Source organism: Jutongia sp. SJQ-6 (assembly GCF_054161275.1).
Window position 1 is genome coordinate 911,278 of the sequence record NZ_CP195314.1, and the last position, 18,615, is coordinate 929,892.

The following is an 18,615-nucleotide window of genomic DNA, read 5'->3' on the forward strand; positions in this document are numbered from 1 at the left end:
CCTCCTTTTCATAGGCGTTCGCCATATTGCTGTATAACTGTTTTTAGTTTCTACACCATTTGAACACCAAAATCAGCTTCTTTATACTACTTTACGCATCCTATCAGCTCATTAATGTCTTTCACGCCGTTTTGCTGCATAAACTGTTCTATTCCCTCTATCACCTGCACAGTTGTCGCCGGTTCATTGAAATTGGCGGTACCGACTGCCACCATTGTAGCTCCCGCCATAATAAACTCTAACGCATCTTCTGCTGTTCGGATCCCTCCCATTCCAAGTACCGGAATATTCACAGCATGTGCTGCCTGATAGACCATGCGAACCGCAACCGGCTTCACTGCCGGACCGGACATTCCTCCTGTCTTATTGGCAAGTGCAAAGGTTCGACGATTAATATCAATCTTCATCCCGGTCAACGTATTGATCAAAGAGATTGCATCTGCTCCGCCTGCTTCCGCTGCCTTTGCCATCTCTGTAATGTCTGTTACGTTTGGACTTAATTTCATGATCACAGGCTGTTTTGCCACTGCCTTAATCTGTGCAGTGATCTTCTCAACCTGCTTCGGATCCTGACCAAATGCAATGCCTCCCGCTTTGACATTCGGGCAGGAAATGTTAATTTCTAACAGTGCAACATCTTCCTCTGCCAAACGTCTGACAACATCAATATATTCGTCTGGTGTCTTACCACACACATTGACAATGATATTGGTATCATACTGCTTCAAATACGGAATATCACGCTCAATAAATACGTCTATCCCCGGATTTTGCAAACCGATCGCATTCAACATACCACCATAAGTCTCGCACACTCTCGGTGTTGGATTGCCGGGCCAAGGTACATTTGCCACACCTTTCGTTGTCACAGCTCCCAAACGGTTCAGATCCACATATTCTCCGTACTCTGCACCAGAACCAAAGGTACCGGATGCCGTCGTAACGGGATTTTTCATTGATACTCCCGCAAAATTTACTGCCAGATTCATCCTTTTCCTCCTATATCTCTACGGTCTGCGCATCAAATACCGGACCGTCCTTGCAAATTCTTGTATTATTGACGTGACTGTGTGCATCTTTTTCTTTGGTTGTGCATACACAGCCTAAGCAAGCACCGATACCACACGCCATATGCTCTTCCAAAGAAATCTGAGCTTCGATCCCCTGCTCTGCCGCAAATGCTTTTACACCACGCAGCATCGGCATAGGCCCACACGCATAGATCACATCTGCTGTAATACCCTCGGCACGGATCGCATCTATGACATTGCCCTTGGTTCCCACGCTGCCATCCTCGGTCGAAACATATACAGATGCATATGGGGTAAAGTCTTCTTTCAAAAATTGCACTGCATCGCGGTATCCTAATACGACCTGCACTTCACCGGACAGGCTCTTCGCTAATGCTAACATTGGCGGGATACCAATTCCTCCGCCAATCAAAATACTTTTACCGGAACGAGGTGTAAATCCGTTGCCAAGTGGCCCTACAACTGCGATCGTATCACCTTCCTGCTTACCGGAAAATTCTAACGTGCCGGCTCCTGCCACTCGGTATACCAAGCGGATCATGCGCTTAGCCGCGTCAATCTCGCATATACTGATCGGTCTTGGGAGCAGTCTGCTGCCATCATCGCTATACAGCGACAAAAACTGTCCCGGTTTTGCCATTGCTGCAACATTGTATTCTTCGGGAAAAGCAAGCCACAAACTGTATATTCCCGGTGCCAACTCTGACTGGCTCTTCACGGTTGCCAGACATTTCTTTTTCTCTGCCATTGCTATCCTCTTTCTCTAAACGTTCTACTTGATCGCTCCGTTAATATCTGCGATCATGTCAATTACTGCCTGTCTGGAGGCATCTGCATAATTGTCAGCGCCAAACTTACTATATTTGTCCTGCTTGTATGCGGCAATGATACCACGCGAAGAGTTGACGATCGCACCTAAGCCATCGCTGTTAAAGTATGGTTTCAATCCCTCAGCGGTACCGCCCTGCGCACCATAACCCGGTACCAGAATATATGTCTTTGGCATCAGTTTACGAAGTACCTTACCCATTTCCGGATACGTAGCACCAACCACGCAGCCAACATTGCTATAGGTATCTCCCATGCACTGCTCACCCCATTCTACCACTTTCTTAGCTACCAGTTCATACAACGGCTTGCCATCGATGAGCTGATCCTGAAATTCACCACTGGAAGGGTTGGACGTCTTTACCAATACAAAGATTCCTTTATTTTCCTCTTTGCAGACATCGAGAAATGGATTAACACCATCGCTTCCCAAATATGGATTAACCGTAACAAAATCCTCATCAAAGGCTGCATAGGACTTAGACCCTACTTGCACTTTACCAATATGTCCTACCGCATATGCAGCAGATGTAGACCCGATATCTCCGCGCTTAATATCACCAATAACAACAAGACCTTTCTCCTTACAATAGTCAACTGTTTTCTTGAATGCTGTCAGACCTGGAATACCAAACTGCTCGTACATAGCGATCTGTGGCTTTACTGCAGGGATCAGATCATGTGTTGCATCTACGATTCCCTTGTTAAACTGCCAAATTGCCTCTGCAGCGCCCTCTAACGTCTCTCCGTACTGTTCAAAAGCTGCCTTGCAAATATGTTCCGGCACGTAACTTAACATTGGATCCAATCCGACAACGATCGGTGCATCCTTTTTGGTAATCTGCTCAATCAATGTATTAATCATACTACTTATCCATTCCTTTCTTCACTATAAACCAATTTTCCATCCACGAAGGTATTTAAGACCTTGCCGTATACTAACTTTCCATCAAACGGTGTGTTCGTACCCTTTGATAAAAACTTGCTGCTGTCAATCGCATATTCCGTATCAATATCTGCAACCACTACATCTGCTGCCGTTCCCGGTTTCAGCGTTCCCTTGGCAATGCCCAGTACCTTTGCCGGATTTGTGCTCATCTTAGCAACTAACTCTGATAAACTTAATATACCACGTTTGACAAGTTCTGTGTAGCCTAATGCAAAGGAAGTCTCTAACCCGACAATACCAAACGGTGCTTTACGCATAGACTGATCTTTTTCTTCTTTACCATGTGGTGCATGATCCGTAGATATCACATCCATGATCCCTCCGGCAAGTCCCTTTTTGAGTGCTTCGACATCCGCTCTGCTGCGAAGTGGCGGATTCATCTTGAAACGGCCATGATCCTCTGTGATCTCATCATCAGACATCGTAAAATGATGCGGGCAAACCTCTCCGGTCACAGGAAGCCCCTGTTGCTTTGCCATTTCAATGAGTAAAACGCTGTCCGCTGTTGAACAATGACACAAATGTAACCGGCAGCCTGTCTCTTTTGCCATCAGAATATCTCTGGCAACGATAACGTCTTCTACTGCGTTCGTAATTCCCGGCAGCCCAAGCTCCTCTGCTTTGGCTCCGGCATTCATAACTCCACCGTCTACTAATGCCTTGTCTTCACAATGCGAAAACATTGGTATTTTGTTCTTAGCAGCTTCCTTAAGTGCATGGCGAAAAACTAACGAATCCATCACTGATTTGCCATCTTCACTAAGCGCCACTGCACCGGCCTCTTTCATACCGGCAATATCTGCTAACTCGTTTCCCTCCTGACCGATCGTTACTGCTCCGATCGGCAAAATGTGAACTGCTGCATCTTTGGCACGTTCTAACAGATCCTTTACTCTTTCCGGACTATCGATCGCCGGTTTCGTATTTGGCATTGGACAGATTGTGGTCACACCGCCCCTTGCAGCCGCCATGGCGCCGGTCCTTATCGTCTCTTTATATTCAAATCCCGGTTCGCGCAAATGTACGTGCAGATCAATAAATCCCGGCATGACAACGTGTCCTTCTGCATTAATTGTCTGATCTGCCTCCTCTATAATCTTCGGCGCGATCTGTGCGATCTTACCATCTTCTATTAAGATGTCTCCGATCTCGTCCATGTTCTGCGCAGGGTCAATAATTCGTCCCCCACATATCAGTGTTTTCATCAATCCTCCTCCTTTTCATAGGCTGTCCTGTATACATTTTGCATACTCCCATACATACAGAGAGCACCTGCCGGTAATCCGGCAGATGCCATCTCTTAATATACGTCTGCCTGCTGTAAATCCGCAAGCATTCTCTTATTGTTGATCAAATCATCAAACTCTGCCGATGTGATCCATTGCGCATCATGCAGGTCCTCAGAAAGCTGCACAGCGTCTTCTTCCATCTCTGTCAGACAAAGATACGCAATGCCAAGATTACATTCTGAACCAATCATAAAGGTCCAAGTATACAAAATCCGGTCAACAACCGCGATCAACCCTGTCTGCTCCTGAATGATACGCAACACAGCCGCATCCGGTGATTCTCCAAATTCCGTTTCACCATCAACAAATTCCCACTGATACGGATCTATGATATTATCATCATACCATTTCTCCACCGCCAGAAACTTGTCATCCTTTTGTACAATTCCTTTTACCAAAATACGATATCGGTTCATCCTAATAACCATGCCTTTCTATAATTGATTATTTGGCTGTGATGTATTTCTTAGCAGTCAGTAACTCTGCCGTAAGAACAGCACCACCTGCTGCACCACGCACCGTATTATGTGAAAGACCAACAAACTTGTAATCAAATACAGTATCCTCACGAAGACGACCCATAGATACACCAAATCCATTCTCATAATTAACATCCAATGCTACCTGAGGACGGTTGTCATCCTCAAGATACTGAATAAAATGTTCCGGTGCACTTGGAAGTTTCAGCTCCTGTGGAACACCACTGTACTCTCTCCAAACTTTAATGATCTCTTCCTTAGAAGGCTTCTTGCCCTCTTCAAAAGTAACAAATACGGCTGCTGTATGACCATCTAAAACCGGTACACGGATACACTGTGTCGTGATAACCGGTCCCTCTGCCTTAACGATCTCGCCATTCTCGATGTGACCCCAGATACGAAGTGGCTCCTGCTCACTCTTCTCTTCCTCACCACCGATGAACGGAATGATATTGTGCTCCATCTCCGGCCAATCCTTAAAGTTCTTGCCGGCACCGGAAATTGCCTGGTATGTTGTTGCTACTACTGTCTTTGGCTCATAACCTGCTTTCTTCAAAGCATGGAGAGCCGGTGTATAACTCTGAATAGAGCAGTTTGGCTTAACAGCAATGAAACCTCTGGTTGTACCCAAACGCTTCTTCTGAGACTCGATCACTTCGAGATGCTCCGGATTTAACTCCGGCACTACCATCGGAACATCCGGTGTCCAACGATGTGCACTGTTGTTGGAGACAACCGGTGTCTCTGTCTTAGCATACTCTTCTTCGATCTTCTTGATCTCATCTTTAGTCATGTCAACTGCACTAAATACAAAATCTACGGAAGAAGCTACGTTCTTAACATCGCTAACATCCTGTACGATAATCTTTTTCACTGCTTCCGGCATTGGTGTTGTCATTTTCCAGCGTCCGCCGATAGCTTCCTCATAGGTCTTCCCAGCGCTGCGTGGGCTTGCGGCAATCGTAGTTACCTCAAACCAAGGATGATTTTCCAAAAGTGAAATAAATCTCTGTCCTACCATACCGGTACCGCCAAGGATACCAACTCTTAACTTCTTGTCCATAGTTTTCGATTCCTCCATTGATTATAATGTGTAAATCTGCAGATAAACATCAACTGTGATCTGCCATTTATCATCAGACTTATACATGCCATATTACACTATTCTGCGAAATAAGTCAAAATGATATTTGCCCACTGTATTAAAATATGATAGACTATTACTGCCGTAGAACAATATAATACAGATTATTCTATCTGTCTTTCTACTGTTTTGCGTCAATACTTACCAGAAAGGAATTGAAATAATGAAAGCAACACCGGTAAAAGGAACGAGAGATTATCTGCCAAAGGAGGTTATGATCCGCGACCATCTGCAGGAGATCATCCGTGAAACATATCAGGAAGCGGGTTTTGAACGCATCACAACCCCTATTATAGAAGATGCTGTAAACTTAGATAAAAGCGAAGGTGGCGAAAATTTAAATCTGATCTTCAAGATCTTAAAACGAGGCAAAAAGTTATCCTCTGCCTTAGAAGCAGAAGCCCCTACCGAACAGACGCTTGCCGATATGGGGCTGCGTTATGACCTGACACTGCCACTCTCCCGCTATTATGCCAACAACCGCAATGATCTGATGAATCCTTTCAAGGTTATTCAGATGGACCGCGTTTACCGCGCAGAGCGGCCACAGAAGGGACGTCTTAGAGAGTTTATGCAGTGCGATATCGATATCATTGGCAATGCCTCTCCAGATGCCGAAGTGGAATTGATCCTTACAACAACAAAGGCTCTGACCCGCATTGGTCTATCTTCTTTTAAGGTCAAGATCAACGACCGCCGCATCCTCAAGGCAATCTTTACTTATGCAGGCTTTGCCGAGGAAGATCATGAAAAACTGGCGATCATTTTTGATAAATTAGATAAGATCGGTATTGAAGGTGTGCAGAAAGAATTAGAAGAAAATGCATTTGATGCTTCTGCTATTGAAAAATTTATTGCCTTGTTTGAAAGCGGCGCTTTGGATCTGGATTCTGTTGCAAAAGTATGCGATGCCGACTATGTTGCTTCTCTGAAATACATTATGGATACCGTAACTTCTGTCTCCGGCAATGCCTTTCCGATCGAATTCACACCGTCTCTCGTGCGTGGTCAGGGCTATTACACCGGAACGATCTTTGAAGTAGAAGCAGAGGGCTATAGTGGCGCCGTTGCCGGTGGTGGACGTTATGACAATCTGATCGGTAAATTCTTAAACGAAGATATCCCGGCAGTTGGATTTTCCATTGGCTTTGAGCGTATCTTTGGTATTTTGATGGATAACGGTTACGAAATCCCGGGACAGAAAAAGCGCATTGCGGTATTCTATGATCCGGATACTTATGCAGCTGCATTGCAATATGCTGAAGAACTCCGCAGCGAATATCTGGTTTCAACGATCGCCCGTCCTAAGAAACTGGGCAAATTCTTAAATCGCCTGGAAACCGCCGGATACGATGGATTCGCTGTGTACGGTCAGGAAGATGGTGTCAAATTGTTTTCCTAAGGAATAACACCACACTACGATAAGTTTCCTATAAAGTAAAAAAAGTGGCTGTTCCGCTTATGTTGGAACAGCCATTTTTTTATCCTCTAAAATCATCCGCTAAAGATCTACCGAATGAAGTTCGTCCCGATACGTTCTTCCAGCTCCGGCAGACCAAACATTTCTTTACCCATAGCAATACTCTTGATCAAAAATGCCATATTATTTCCAAGTGTTCTCATAATCTGAAGGCCCTCTCCATCCTGCTTTGCCTCATTTGCGTTATTGCCATGAATGCTGTTCCAGTATTGGCTTGATGCTACCGGCATACCGGAGATTGTGAAAAATTTGTTGAGCTCATCAAACGATGCCGAACATCCGCCTCGTCTTGCAGACACTACAGAAGCACCAACTTTCATACGTTTATCAAAGTGTGTACTGTAAAACAATCTGGTCAGGCACGCCACAAGCGTTGCATTGGCAGAGGCATAATATACCGGGCTTCCAACTACCAGACCATCCGCTTTTTCAAACTTTGGTGCAATTTCATTGACAATATCATCAATAACACATTTACCGGTTTCTGCGCAAGCCCCACAAGCCATACAACTGCGTACCGCCAGGTGACCGACCTGTACAATTTCTGTGTGCACGCCGTTGCGTTCTAAGGCACCTGCGACTTCCTCAAGTGCTGTTGCTGTCGAACCGTTACAATGTGGCGATCCATTCAATAGTAACACATAAGATGGTTCTGCGTTCTTCTCAGAAGACACTTTTCCTGCAGCAATCGGCTCCTCTGTCTCTGCAGATACCTTCTCTGCAGTAATCGGCTCCTCTGTATCCGAAGATACCTTCTCTGTGGTTATGGGTTCTACTTTCTCCCCTAAATAGATCACTGTTCCACAATTTGCCGGCAAAGTAACCTGCAGTTGTCCATTCTCATAATATACTTGTTCTGCCTGTCCTAACATATCTGTAGCACTTGTTGCTCCAACCGGCGCCTGTACGGTAATTGTTGTCGGCTCGTCATCGCAATTGAGTAACGTGATCATTGCCGTTTCTGAAAGTGCTCTCGCATATGCAAATTGACGATTAGTCAATGACAGTTCCTGATATTGTCCCTCACTCAACTCCGGATACTGTTTCTTTAATTCGCCCAATTTCACGCACAATGCTGTAATCGGATTATTGGTATATGCATCCACATAATCTGCAAGTTCCAGATGAGGACGCAAGTTCCAGTCTGATCCTTGTTCCTTTTTCCCTTCGATACCAAATTCTGATCCATAGTACATGGAAGGGATTCCGTATAATGTATAAACGAGCAGCGTTACCAAACCCATATGCTCTTTATTGTTCAATTTCGAATAAATGCGCTCTACATCGTGATTATCCATAAATGTATACAAGCGGTAGTCTCCGCAAATGCCAAGTAAGCGTTTTACGGAATGAGCGATCTCAAAATAATTATGATCGTTATGTCCAGAATACAAGCCTTTATGCAGCTCATAATTTGTTACCGAATGCAGCATGCCATCGTTTACCCAACGACTGTAATCGCCATGGATTACTTCACCCATCAACCAAAAATCCGGTTTCATAGCATCTGTCATCTGACGCATCGCATGCATAAATCCATGATCCAGTACATCTGCCGCATCCAAACGGATTCCATCAATATCAAACTCAGCCACCCAAAAACGGATCGCGTCAAAAATATAGTTCTGCACTTCCGGATTCTGCTGATTTAACTTGACTAACAGATTATATCCGCCCCAGTTTTCATAAGAAAAGCCGTCATTATACTCGTTATTTCCACCAAAATTCAGGTTACAAAACCAACTGCAATATGGAGACTGCTCTCTATTTTGCTGCACATCCTTAAACGCAAAGAACTCTCGTCCGACATGATTAAAGACACCGTCTACGATCACGCGAAGCCCTAACTTGTGGCAATATGCTACATAATCTCTGAAATCATCATTTGTTCCCAAACGACAGTCTACTCTGCGATAATCTGTCGTCTCATATCCATGCCCCACTGACTCAAACAACGGTCCGATATAAATTGCCGTACAATTTAACTTAGCGGCATGTTCTGCCCACTCCTTTAACTGATCAAAATGGGATTCAGCAATCCCTGTATTTTCTTTGGCGCATCCACAAAGTCCCAGTGGATAAATGTGATAAAAAACTGCCTGATCATACCATTTCATCATTCTTTTGTCTCCTTCTGTGTTAAACGCTTGTGATGTTCTTCTTTATCCGCATACATCTTGTCATCTGCCTGCTTCATAATACGTTCTATATCGGACGCTCCGTGAATCTCTTCCCAGATCACACCACAACTGGCACCAATCCGGTAAGGCTTACCACTGTCTCTGTCAATCTGCGCGATCCGCTCCTGAAGCATTTGACGATATTTCTCATAAAACGTAAGATTTGCCTTGTCATACTCTTCTACCAGACACATAACGTATTCATCCCCACCGAAGCGTGCACATATCCCATCTACCTCAACGGCAGTATCGGATATCGCCTGTGCTATGCTGCGAATGGCAAAATCTCCCTCTATATGTCCATAATGATCATTGATCAATTTGAGCTGATCCAGATCTACCGACGCCATAAACAACATTTTGCGCTTGCCGGCGAGCTTTGCAATCCGATTGCGTAATTCGTCATAAAATCCGTGTCGATTATAAATCGCTGTCAATGCATCTTTGACATATAAGCTATACAACTGCGCCTGCTTACGTACTGTACCAAACACCTGATCCAAACTCATGGAAAACTCATATAACATTCCATAATCCATCTTGGCTGCATCATGTGAGACCACCATATAGCCATAGATCTCCGATTGCCAATGAATTGGCACGACAATTACCTGAGTGGTACAGGCTCGGATCCTGTCAAAACACTGTAATTGCTTTTCCAGTGGTATCCGTTCTAATGGCATCGTAAATGTTCCATCGCATATTTCGACCAGCTTAACCAAGTCAGTCACGTCACTCGCACAGCAAATGTCAGAATCATGATAGAAATTATAATTTACTATAATCATAAAATTATCCGCCGGAAAACAATCTTTATATTGTTGGAACGACTCTGCCAGCTTGACCAGAGAATGACCATCTGACATGCTATTCGTCATCATGAAAAAGTCATATGACTGATATCTGGCTATCTCTCTCTGACCATACCAGTGCATCACTTCCTCACTTAAATTGCGCTGTTGGACCGGCTCACAACCACACGATTCACTATAATCGACATAAAAAGGAACAACAATGTCATATACATTTGTACATTTCCCATTTTGGTGATCATCGATCATCTGTATGACATTCCACCCAATCTGTGCCGCATCATTCTTGGCAGAAGTCAGCTTTGGCATGCAACATTCACCTAATAACAGCCCGTCAAAACCGGTCACAATAACATCTTCCGGTACTTTCAACCCATGATTTTGCAACACATTACTCGCCGTAATTGCCATCATATCATTTGCGCATATGATAGCCTCCGGTCTTCTGGACGTACCAGCCTCCCATTCCTGCACCCATTTTTCCATTGCAGCGCGAGACGGAAATTCCCAAAAATCTCCATAAGCAATGTACTCTTCTTTGACGGTACATCCATTTTCTTTCATGACACGTCGATAAGTCTCTAATCTTTGTTCCGAAAAATCATTATCTCGAAATCCTGCAATAAAATTCACTTCTTGACAACCATGGTATTCGATAACATGACGTACGATCTGTTCAAATGATTTCTCATAGTCAAATTTAATATTATAGCATCCCTTTTTGTAACAATCGAGCATAACTACCGGAACATTGTTCTTGTGCGCTTTTGCCACCAGATCATCACAAACTGCATCATTCCGAATAGATTCGCCCAATACCACCAATGCAGCTAACTGATCATACTGGATGACAGAAAACACACTCAATTCACCCCTGCTATGACTCGTCTCAACATCCATCTTGACAGACAAATTGCAGATCATAACCTCATATCCGCGTTCCCTGGCACAATCACAGATCGCGTGGATCTGACGCTCCTGTTCCCACAGATATATCTGCGCTGCACAAATCGCAATAATCTTGTTCATATCCCTCTCCATCTCTCTTTATTACCATCAACAAATGTCAGTATTTTCTTGTATTATCGTGTGTACTGCAACACCACAAATTTATTATCTGTTACTCGTTCTTTTTATTCTGCTCATACCTATTTTTAGTATACCATAATCCATCTGCAAATAAAAGGGTTGCAAGCAAGTATACACCGGCAAATATTACGATCGAGATCTTTTGCCCTGATGGAAAAACAAGTTGTAATACATAGCTAGTTGCATTAAAGATAATATGTGTTCCTATCGATGCAAATATCGTTCCGGTACTGACACGCACCAAGCCTAGAACTGCTCCCAGTACAAACGCATAAATCCCCTGTACGAGATTCATGTGGTATATGCCAAACAATAGTGCCTGCAGCAAATTAGCTGCCCAAAATGGAAATGCCAAATATAAGCGATCCAATATCGCCCCACGAAAGATCAACTCTTCGGATATCGGACCGATCAACAACACATAGCAATATGTCAGCCAAGGACTGCTGGTCGAAAAGTTGGACATCACATTTGAATACTGCTGAAACTCTCCCGGAAAGATTGTCTGCCATATCGTAAGTGTAATGCTAATAAAAACACAGCCGCCTACTGCCACCGAGATCAACGCAATGAGCTGGCGAAGCTGTAATGCATTGCGATATGAAAAATCTCGTTTTCGCCAATCTGAACGCCAATACCAATAGCCGGACCACACAGCCGCCATGAAAGCACTTAACATAGATACAAACATCACATAATTCGGTGAATTCGGTGTAATTCCTGTCACCTTAGACAGAGCAAGCGTTATGACCGCTGCAAAAATCTGCAGAATCAGCACGGACAAAAAGATACCTAACGCACCAATTGTCTGCCTCACCTGAATTTTCGTCCATTGTACGTTTTGTTGATTCATTCTTACCTCATTTCTTTGTTACAAACGGAAAAGGATTTGGACAAACAACTCTAGTCGGCCCAAATCCTTATTTTCTCTTGTTTTAATGTCCTTAACGCTTACGCTGTAAAAATTCCGGAATCTTGATTCCATCCTCTGCCTGACGGCTGTAGGAAGGTGTCTGAGGTCTGGCAGTATGACTGCTTCCCAAAGCGGATGGTGCAACCGGACGTGAGCTTGCAAGCTGTCCCTCTTTGGTTGGGAAATTCGTCTTTGGTGCTGCCGGCTTCTTTAAGAATGCCGGTGTGTGCTCCTCTGTAAGATGCATGCCATCATCTTCCAATCCTGTAGCGATAACGGTAATCTTTACGCTGTCATCTTCTGCCTCCGGGAACATAACACCGAAGATAATATTGGTATTCTCACCCGTAAGCTCTTCTATGTACATAGCTGCATCATTTGCTTCCTGTAATCCTACATCACCGGAAATATTTATAATAACATGAGATGCACCCTCGATCGTCGTCTCAAGCAATGGACTGGAAATTGCTTCCTTTACAGCTTCTACGCACTTATCGTCCCCACTGCCGGTTCCAATTCCGATATGGGCGATCCCCTTATCTTTCATAACCGTCTGTACGTCTGCAAAGTCAAGGTTGATAAGACCAGGTACATTGATCAGGTCAGTGATACCCTGCACACCCTGCTGCAACACTTCGTCTGCTTTCTTCAAAGCATCCGGCATAGAAGTGCGTCGATCTACGATCTCAAGCAGCTTGTCGTTTGGAATGACGATCAATGTATCAACATTTTTCTTTAACTCGTCAATACCGGAAGTTGCATTGTTCATACGGCTTCTAGCCTCGAAACGGAATGGTTTGGTCACAATACCAACCGTCAGAATGCCCATTTCCTTGGCAATACCTGCAATGACCGGTGCTGCACCGGTTCCGGTTCCGCCACCCATACCACAAGTTACGAATACCATATCGGCACCCTTTACCAGCTCTGTAAGCTCTTCTCTATTCTCCTCTGCAGCTGCCTTGCCTACCTCCGGATCTGCGCCCGCACCCAATCCTTTGGTAAGTTTCTCGCCGATCTGAATACAATTGCCGGCTTTACAATTTGATAAATGCTGCTTGTCTGTATTTACACAAACAAATTCAACACCCATAATTCCTTCATCTATCATTCGATTGACTGCGTTATTTCCACCGCCGCCAACACCAATTACAATTATTTTTGCAGCCAAGTCTGACTCATTTGTCTTAATCTCTAACAACGTTGCTCCTCCTTCACCTTGCATTCTCACAATCCCCTAAGTTATATAATAACCATTTAAGGCTCAATAATCAAGAGAATGTTTGTTCTTTTTTGCTAATTTTCCTCTTTCTTTTTCGTTTTTTTGACATTTTTGTTTGTTTTCTTGGGAGGATCCACTACAATACTGTCTCCAGCCTTGTAATTTTCCATATGAATCGTACCTTCCAGCGTCAATTTTTCCTTGACTGCCGTCTCAAAAACACGTGCCAGATTGTTCATTTCGTCATCGTATCTTTTTTTCTTGCCAAGATAGATCTTAAGCTTGCCGGAATACAATATTAACGCCCCGGATTCGATATGAAGCTGTTTCGCGGAAATATTGTAATGTGAGATAAGCTGCGAAACATTCATGATGGATTCAAACACACCCTCATCTGCCGTTTTGAATGCCTCTCCCACCGTAAAATTACCAAAGTTGCCACCGGTTACGACCGGAATCCCCTTTTTCTTTTTAGGAAGCGTCTGCAACACAATACCATCTTTATCAAAATATACATATTGACCTAAGTATTTGATACATCCACTGATCGTTTTGTCATATACGTGCAGTGTTACGCTACGCGGCCCATGATATTCCACCTCTATCGTTTCAATAAAAGGAAGGGAACCAAGCCCCACTGTTTTTTCATAAAGCCAAAGCACTACTTCATTGCCTGACAGTTTCTTTTGAAAAACCAGATTTTTAATCTCAGAATCCGAGTAATACTCCGTTCCTTCCACTGTCACATTATCGATATGAAAGATAAAATATACTCCCACCAACAATAATGCGATCACTGCCGCCACTGCGAACAGTCTCTTTAGTACACGCATAATTATCCCCATTTCCTTATTTACTTCCGGCTGACACCGACAACACCAGTCCCATTTCCGCCATCATGATCGTCGCAGAAGTTCCACCATAACTGATCAACGGCAATGGAATCCCGGTCGACGGAATCGAATTGGTCACTACAGCCACATTGATCACAACCTGTATTGCCAATTGGATCAATACTCCGACACAGATCATTGTTCCAAACAGATCCGTTGCCTTGATCGCAATCCACGTGATCCTCCAAAACATTACCAAAAAAGCGATGATAAGTCCTGCAGCTCCAACAATTCCAAGCTCTTCACAGATCACAGCAAATATCATATCGTTATATGCCTCCGGAATATAGCCGAGCTTTTGCATACTATTTCCCAGCCCTTTGCCAAAAACACCGCCGGTTGCAATTGCATATAATCCCTGCTTGATCTGATGTGCATTCTCATTCGTTTCTACATGCAGCCAAATATCAATGCGCTCTGCACGAAATCCCTCCCCCAAAAAGATATAGCAGGCTCCGCCGCAGATCAACAGCACAAGACATACTGCGAAATACAGTTTCTTGCGGCTTCCCACAAAGCACATCCCGACAACGATACCGGAAACAATAATCGCAGAACTCATATTTTCCACTAAGATCAGCACAATACTCGGTCCCATAAAAAGCATTACCCGCAAAAAACCGGCAAAATGATCTAACGACTGTCTGCTCCGATAGATTGCATATGCTACAAACAATATTGCTGCGATCTTAGAGATTTCAGACGGCTGAAACTGTACAAACCCAAGATTCAGCCAGCGTTTTGCGCCATTTTTTTCAACACCGACAAATAAAACGGCAACCTGCATAATAATTGCTGCCAGATAGACCAAATATACAAAATTGATCTTTTTTCCAAAGATCGGTTTGATAAACAGGCGATAATCTATCCCGGATACAAGAATCATTCCGACAACGCCGATCCCAAGGCCAAGCACCTGCTGCGTCACATAACGCCACTGTGACCCTGTCAGCACTGCGGTATAGTATCCGGCACTGTAGATCATGAAAACGCCAAAAACAGCGATCCCAATTGTCATAAAAAGTAATACATAATCGTAATTATGAATTTTATAACTTTTTGACATATTCCTTAAAAAGGTCGCCTCTCTCTTCAAAATTTTTGAACATTCCCCAGCTTGCGCACGCCGGAGATAACAGCACAGCATCACCATCCTGTGCCTGACGAGCACATTCAGCTACTGCCTCTTCTAAAGAATCCACTTTCGTCACTGCAGTAAAGCCCGCCTTAGCGGCTGCCTCTGCGATTTTATCTGCTGTCTGCCCAAGCAATACCAGACTTTTTACTTTCGTTCCGAACGATGCGATCCATTCATCATAAACAGACTCTTTGTCATAACCGCCGCCGATCACGATCGTTGGACGAACCATTGCTTCAACAGCCTTGATCGCTGCATCCGGGTTCGTTCCCTTAGAGTCATTGTAATATTTTACACCGTTCACTTCTTTTACAAACTCGATACGATGTGGCACAGCCTGGAACTCACAAACCACTTTACGGATCACATCCCACGGCACGTTCATACCATGTGCGATTGCTGCCGCTGCCATTACATTCTCGTAGTTATGCATACCTAACAGTTTCAGATCATGCATGTTGCAAAGCGTGATCTCTTCGCCGTCGCGGCATACGATCTCTTCACCACGCAGGAAAATGCCTCGTTCTAATTCTCTGGCACTGCTAAACCAAAATACATCTGCCGACATATTTTTTGCAACCTGCTGCAAACGCTCATCTTCATAATTGAGTACGCACATCTGCTCTTTGGTCTGATTCATCGCAACACGTGCTTTCGTCTCTGTATAACACTCCATCGTATGATGTCTGTTGAGATGGTCCGGCGTTATGTTCAAAATAGCGCTGACCTGAGGGCAGAATTTGTGGATTGTCTCCAGCTGGAAACTGCTGACCTCTGCCACCGTAACTGTATCATCACACATCTGCATTGCATATTGTGTATACGGCAGTCCGATATTTCCTACGACAAATACACTGTCATAGTATGCTTTCATGATCTCACCCGTCAATGCTGTCGTTGTCGTCTTACCATTGGTTCCTGTGATCGCAACAACTTTTCCTTTACCACATACATAAGCAAGCTCGATCTCGCCCCAAATTGGAATGCCCGCCTCCTGCATACGTACCACAAACGGCAGATCCGTCGGCACACCCGGGCTTAACACTGCCAGATCGATCCGATCCATCACCTGATCCGGCAGATCTCCCAAAATCAGATCATAATGAATATCCTCTGAAAACTTCGCCGCCACTGTCTCCGGTGACAGCTCTGTATTGCCGTCTAATAAAATAATATTGGCACTCTGCGTTGCTAACAGATTTACTGCTGCTATGCCACTAATTCCTGTACCTACTACTAATACTGTCTTTCCTGATAATCCCTTTTCGCTATCCACTTCCGTTCCTCCTTTTGCTACTCTTTCCTAAACAATTGTAATGCAATCCACCCGAGAAATCAACCAAATGACGTTTATTTCTTCGTTTGTTTTTGCGGTGTTTTTTTGACGCCCAAATATGGCAGAGCATTATCTAACAGTTCCGATACGACCGGTGCGGCAATTGTTCCTCCATAGTAGATTCCTTCCGGCTCATCGATCAAAACGACTGTCAAAACCTTCGGATTGTCTGCCGGGGCAAAGCCAATACAGGATGCAATGTATTTGCCACTGCGGCGCGGAAGCTTTTCTGAGGTTCCTGTTTTGGCACCGACCTGATATCCTTCGACGGAAGCTTTGGAACCGGATCCTTCTGTTACCACACTCTCTAGGATCATTTTCATATTTTCCGAAGTTTCCTTAGACACTATTTTTTTCTTCTGCGGATATGATAATTTGCGTACCGATCCGTTCGATGTATTCTCGATGCTGACGCCGAAATGCGGTACAATACTGTGGCCACCATTGATCACGGCACTAACCGATGTTAACAGTCTGATCGGCGATAACTGAAACGACTGTCCAAAAGACATCGTAGCAAGTTCCACCGCTCCCACATTTTTTTGCTGATGCATGATTGTTGATGCCTCTCCCGGAACGTCGATGTTGGTTTTTGAAAGGATACCAAGCTGTCTCATTCCACGAAACATCCCACCGACTCCAAGTCTTGCTCCAACCTCCATAAATACCGGGTTGCATGAATTTTGCACCCCCTGCACAAAGGTTTCACTACCATGCCCACCTGCCTTATGACATCGGATACGCCGATCCTCAACAATCTTAAAGCCCGGGCAATAAAAGGTATCATTCAAGGATACTGCCCCCGCCTCCAAAGCTGCCGTTGAGGTGATGATCTTAAATGTTGATCCCGGCTCGTAAGTATCGCTAACACAGCCATTTCTCCACATTTTATTCAACTCTTCATTTTTTTGTTTCTCCGACAGATTTTTGCTCTGATCCACTAATTCGTATGGCTTAGTCAATGAAAACTCTGGTGAATTGACCATCGCATAAATCTCTCCATTTTGCGGATTCATCATGATAACCCGCACCCCTGCAGCATTTTTTGCCTCGCGCACTTTCTCTGCCGCCTGTGTTGCAAATTGCTGCAGATTACTATCAATACTTGTGTAAAGATTTTGCCCGGCAACCGGTTCTCTTCTCTCTTCCGCTTTCCCGTCAATCTCCAGACCACGCGCTGTCGTCATAGTTAATATTGCGCCGTTTTGTCCCTGCAATATATCATCATAGCTTACTTCCAAACCAATAATTCCCTGATTATCCGCACCGGTAAATCCAATAACACGTGACGCCAAGGTATCATACGGATAATACCTTTTGTAGTCTTCATCCACCATGACTCCCGCCAGATTCTCTTCTCGGATCTTATCGGAAGTTTCTTTCGGCACATTTGCCTTGATACGCTCGATAGATGACACCTTTTCAACGCGTTTTCGCACTTCCTGTTCATCCAGATCTAATAGCTCAGATAGTCTGGTGATCACCTTTTCCGGTTCTTTAATCTGGTTGTGAATAACAGAAATGGTGGACACCGGCTTATTCCCAGCCAATATCTCACCATTTCTATCGTATATCACACCGCGCTTTGCCTTGATCGCGCGCTCTCGTTGTTGTACATCTTTTGCTTTCTGTCCGTAATAATCTGCTTTGGCGACCATCAAATATGCCAACCGCCCTGTAAGCGATAACGACAACAGACAGACCATAATATATACAAAAAGGATTCTCTGCCGCTGCGGTGTTTTGCAATTTTTCATTATTTTGGATTTTCACTGTTTGGTTGCAATCAGTATATGAATCCGTTCGACAAAGTATACCTTTGCCGGGGTCCC

At 44.2% G+C, this 18,615-nt stretch carries 15 protein-coding genes; 1 reads left to right on the forward strand and 14 read right to left on the reverse strand.

Translation table 11 applies throughout. The features are described from left to right. Nucleotides 1-86: 86 nt before the first annotated feature. The 6 genes from ACSAJE_RS04280 to asd form a co-directional block, all read right to left on the reverse strand. Complete coding sequence (locus ACSAJE_RS04280; protein ID WP_118690886.1) at nucleotides 87-989, reverse strand: dihydroorotate dehydrogenase; 903 nt, start codon at nucleotides 987-989, stop codon at nucleotides 87-89. A 10-nt stretch (nucleotides 990-999) separates the two neighbouring features. Next, a complete protein-coding gene (locus ACSAJE_RS04285) occupies nucleotides 1,000-1,779 on the reverse strand; it encodes a dihydroorotate dehydrogenase electron transfer subunit (RefSeq protein ID WP_022025288.1) in 780 nt (259 codons plus the stop codon). Nucleotides 1,780-1,803: 24 nt separating this feature from the next. Beyond that, nucleotides 1,804-2,724, reverse strand: a complete 921-nt coding sequence (gene pyrF, locus ACSAJE_RS04290; RefSeq protein WP_022025287.1) for an orotidine-5'-phosphate decarboxylase — start codon at nucleotides 2,722-2,724, stop codon at nucleotides 1,804-1,806. Between the two features lie 5 nt (nucleotides 2,725-2,729). Then, the gene (locus ACSAJE_RS04295) at nucleotides 2,730-4,013 is read right to left on the reverse strand and encodes a dihydroorotase (protein ID WP_458009767.1); all 1,284 of its coding nucleotides are present in this window, start codon (nucleotides 4,011-4,013) and stop codon (nucleotides 2,730-2,732) included. 95 nt (nucleotides 4,014-4,108) lie between these two features. Continuing rightward, complete coding sequence (locus ACSAJE_RS04300; RefSeq protein WP_022025285.1) at nucleotides 4,109-4,513, reverse strand: NUDIX domain-containing protein; 405 nt, start codon at nucleotides 4,511-4,513, stop codon at nucleotides 4,109-4,111. Between the two features lie 28 nt (nucleotides 4,514-4,541). Beyond that, on the reverse strand, nucleotides 4,542-5,639 hold the full coding sequence (asd, locus tag ACSAJE_RS04305; protein WP_022025284.1) for an aspartate-semialdehyde dehydrogenase: 1,098 nt from the start codon (nucleotides 5,637-5,639) through the stop codon (nucleotides 4,542-4,544). Between the two features lie 244 nt (nucleotides 5,640-5,883). Between asd and hisS the strand changes: the two genes are divergently transcribed. Next, nucleotides 5,884-7,122 carry a histidine--tRNA ligase gene (gene hisS, locus ACSAJE_RS04310; protein WP_022025283.1) on the forward strand — a complete coding sequence of 413 codons (1,239 nt, stop codon included), beginning with the start codon at nucleotides 5,884-5,886 and terminating at the stop codon, nucleotides 7,120-7,122. Between the two features lie 107 nt (nucleotides 7,123-7,229). Here the strand turns inward: hisS and ACSAJE_RS04315 are convergent, their stop codons facing one another. The 8 genes from ACSAJE_RS04315 to ACSAJE_RS04350 all read right to left on the reverse strand — a co-directional run bounded on the left by ACSAJE_RS04315 (nucleotide 7,230) and on the right by ACSAJE_RS04350 (nucleotide 18,540). After that, nucleotides 7,230-9,320 (reverse strand): alpha-amylase family glycosyl hydrolase, encoded by a 2,091-nt coding sequence (locus tag ACSAJE_RS04315; protein ID WP_458009768.1) that lies wholly within the window; start codon nucleotides 9,318-9,320, stop codon nucleotides 7,230-7,232. Continuing rightward, on the reverse strand, nucleotides 9,317-11,221 hold the full coding sequence (locus tag ACSAJE_RS04320) for a substrate-binding and GGDEF domain-containing protein (RefSeq protein ID WP_458009769.1): 1,905 nt from the start codon (nucleotides 11,219-11,221) through the stop codon (nucleotides 9,317-9,319). Before ACSAJE_RS04320 ends, ACSAJE_RS04315 begins: the two co-directional genes overlap by 4 nt. Before the next feature lie 91 nt (nucleotides 11,222-11,312). Continuing rightward, nucleotides 11,313-12,134 (reverse strand): CPBP family intramembrane glutamic endopeptidase, encoded by an 822-nt coding sequence (locus ACSAJE_RS04325; protein WP_458009770.1) that lies wholly within the window; start codon nucleotides 12,132-12,134, stop codon nucleotides 11,313-11,315. Between the two features lie 91 nt (nucleotides 12,135-12,225). Next, nucleotides 12,226-13,395 (reverse strand): cell division protein FtsZ, encoded by a 1,170-nt coding sequence (ftsZ, locus tag ACSAJE_RS04330; protein ID WP_118506818.1) that lies wholly within the window; start codon nucleotides 13,393-13,395, stop codon nucleotides 12,226-12,228. Between the two features lie 95 nt (nucleotides 13,396-13,490). After that, on the reverse strand, nucleotides 13,491-14,249 hold the full coding sequence (locus ACSAJE_RS04335; protein WP_118690881.1) for a cell division protein FtsQ/DivIB: 759 nt from the start codon (nucleotides 14,247-14,249) through the stop codon (nucleotides 13,491-13,493). Nucleotides 14,250-14,265: 16 nt separating this feature from the next. Continuing rightward, nucleotides 14,266-15,375: an FtsW/RodA/SpoVE family cell cycle protein gene (locus ACSAJE_RS04340; protein WP_458009771.1), complete on the reverse strand. Its 1,110-nt coding sequence runs from the start codon at nucleotides 15,373-15,375 to the stop codon at nucleotides 14,266-14,268. Then, complete coding sequence (gene murD / locus ACSAJE_RS04345; protein ID WP_458009772.1) at nucleotides 15,359-16,723, reverse strand: UDP-N-acetylmuramoyl-L-alanine--D-glutamate ligase; 1,365 nt, start codon at nucleotides 16,721-16,723, stop codon at nucleotides 15,359-15,361. Before murD ends, ACSAJE_RS04340 begins: the two co-directional genes overlap by 17 nt. A gap of 74 nt (nucleotides 16,724-16,797) precedes the next feature. Then, nucleotides 16,798-18,540 carry a peptidoglycan D,D-transpeptidase FtsI family protein gene (locus tag ACSAJE_RS04350; protein ID WP_458009773.1) on the reverse strand — a complete coding sequence of 581 codons (1,743 nt, stop codon included), beginning with the start codon at nucleotides 18,538-18,540 and terminating at the stop codon, nucleotides 16,798-16,800. Nucleotides 18,541-18,615 lie beyond the last annotated feature (75 nt).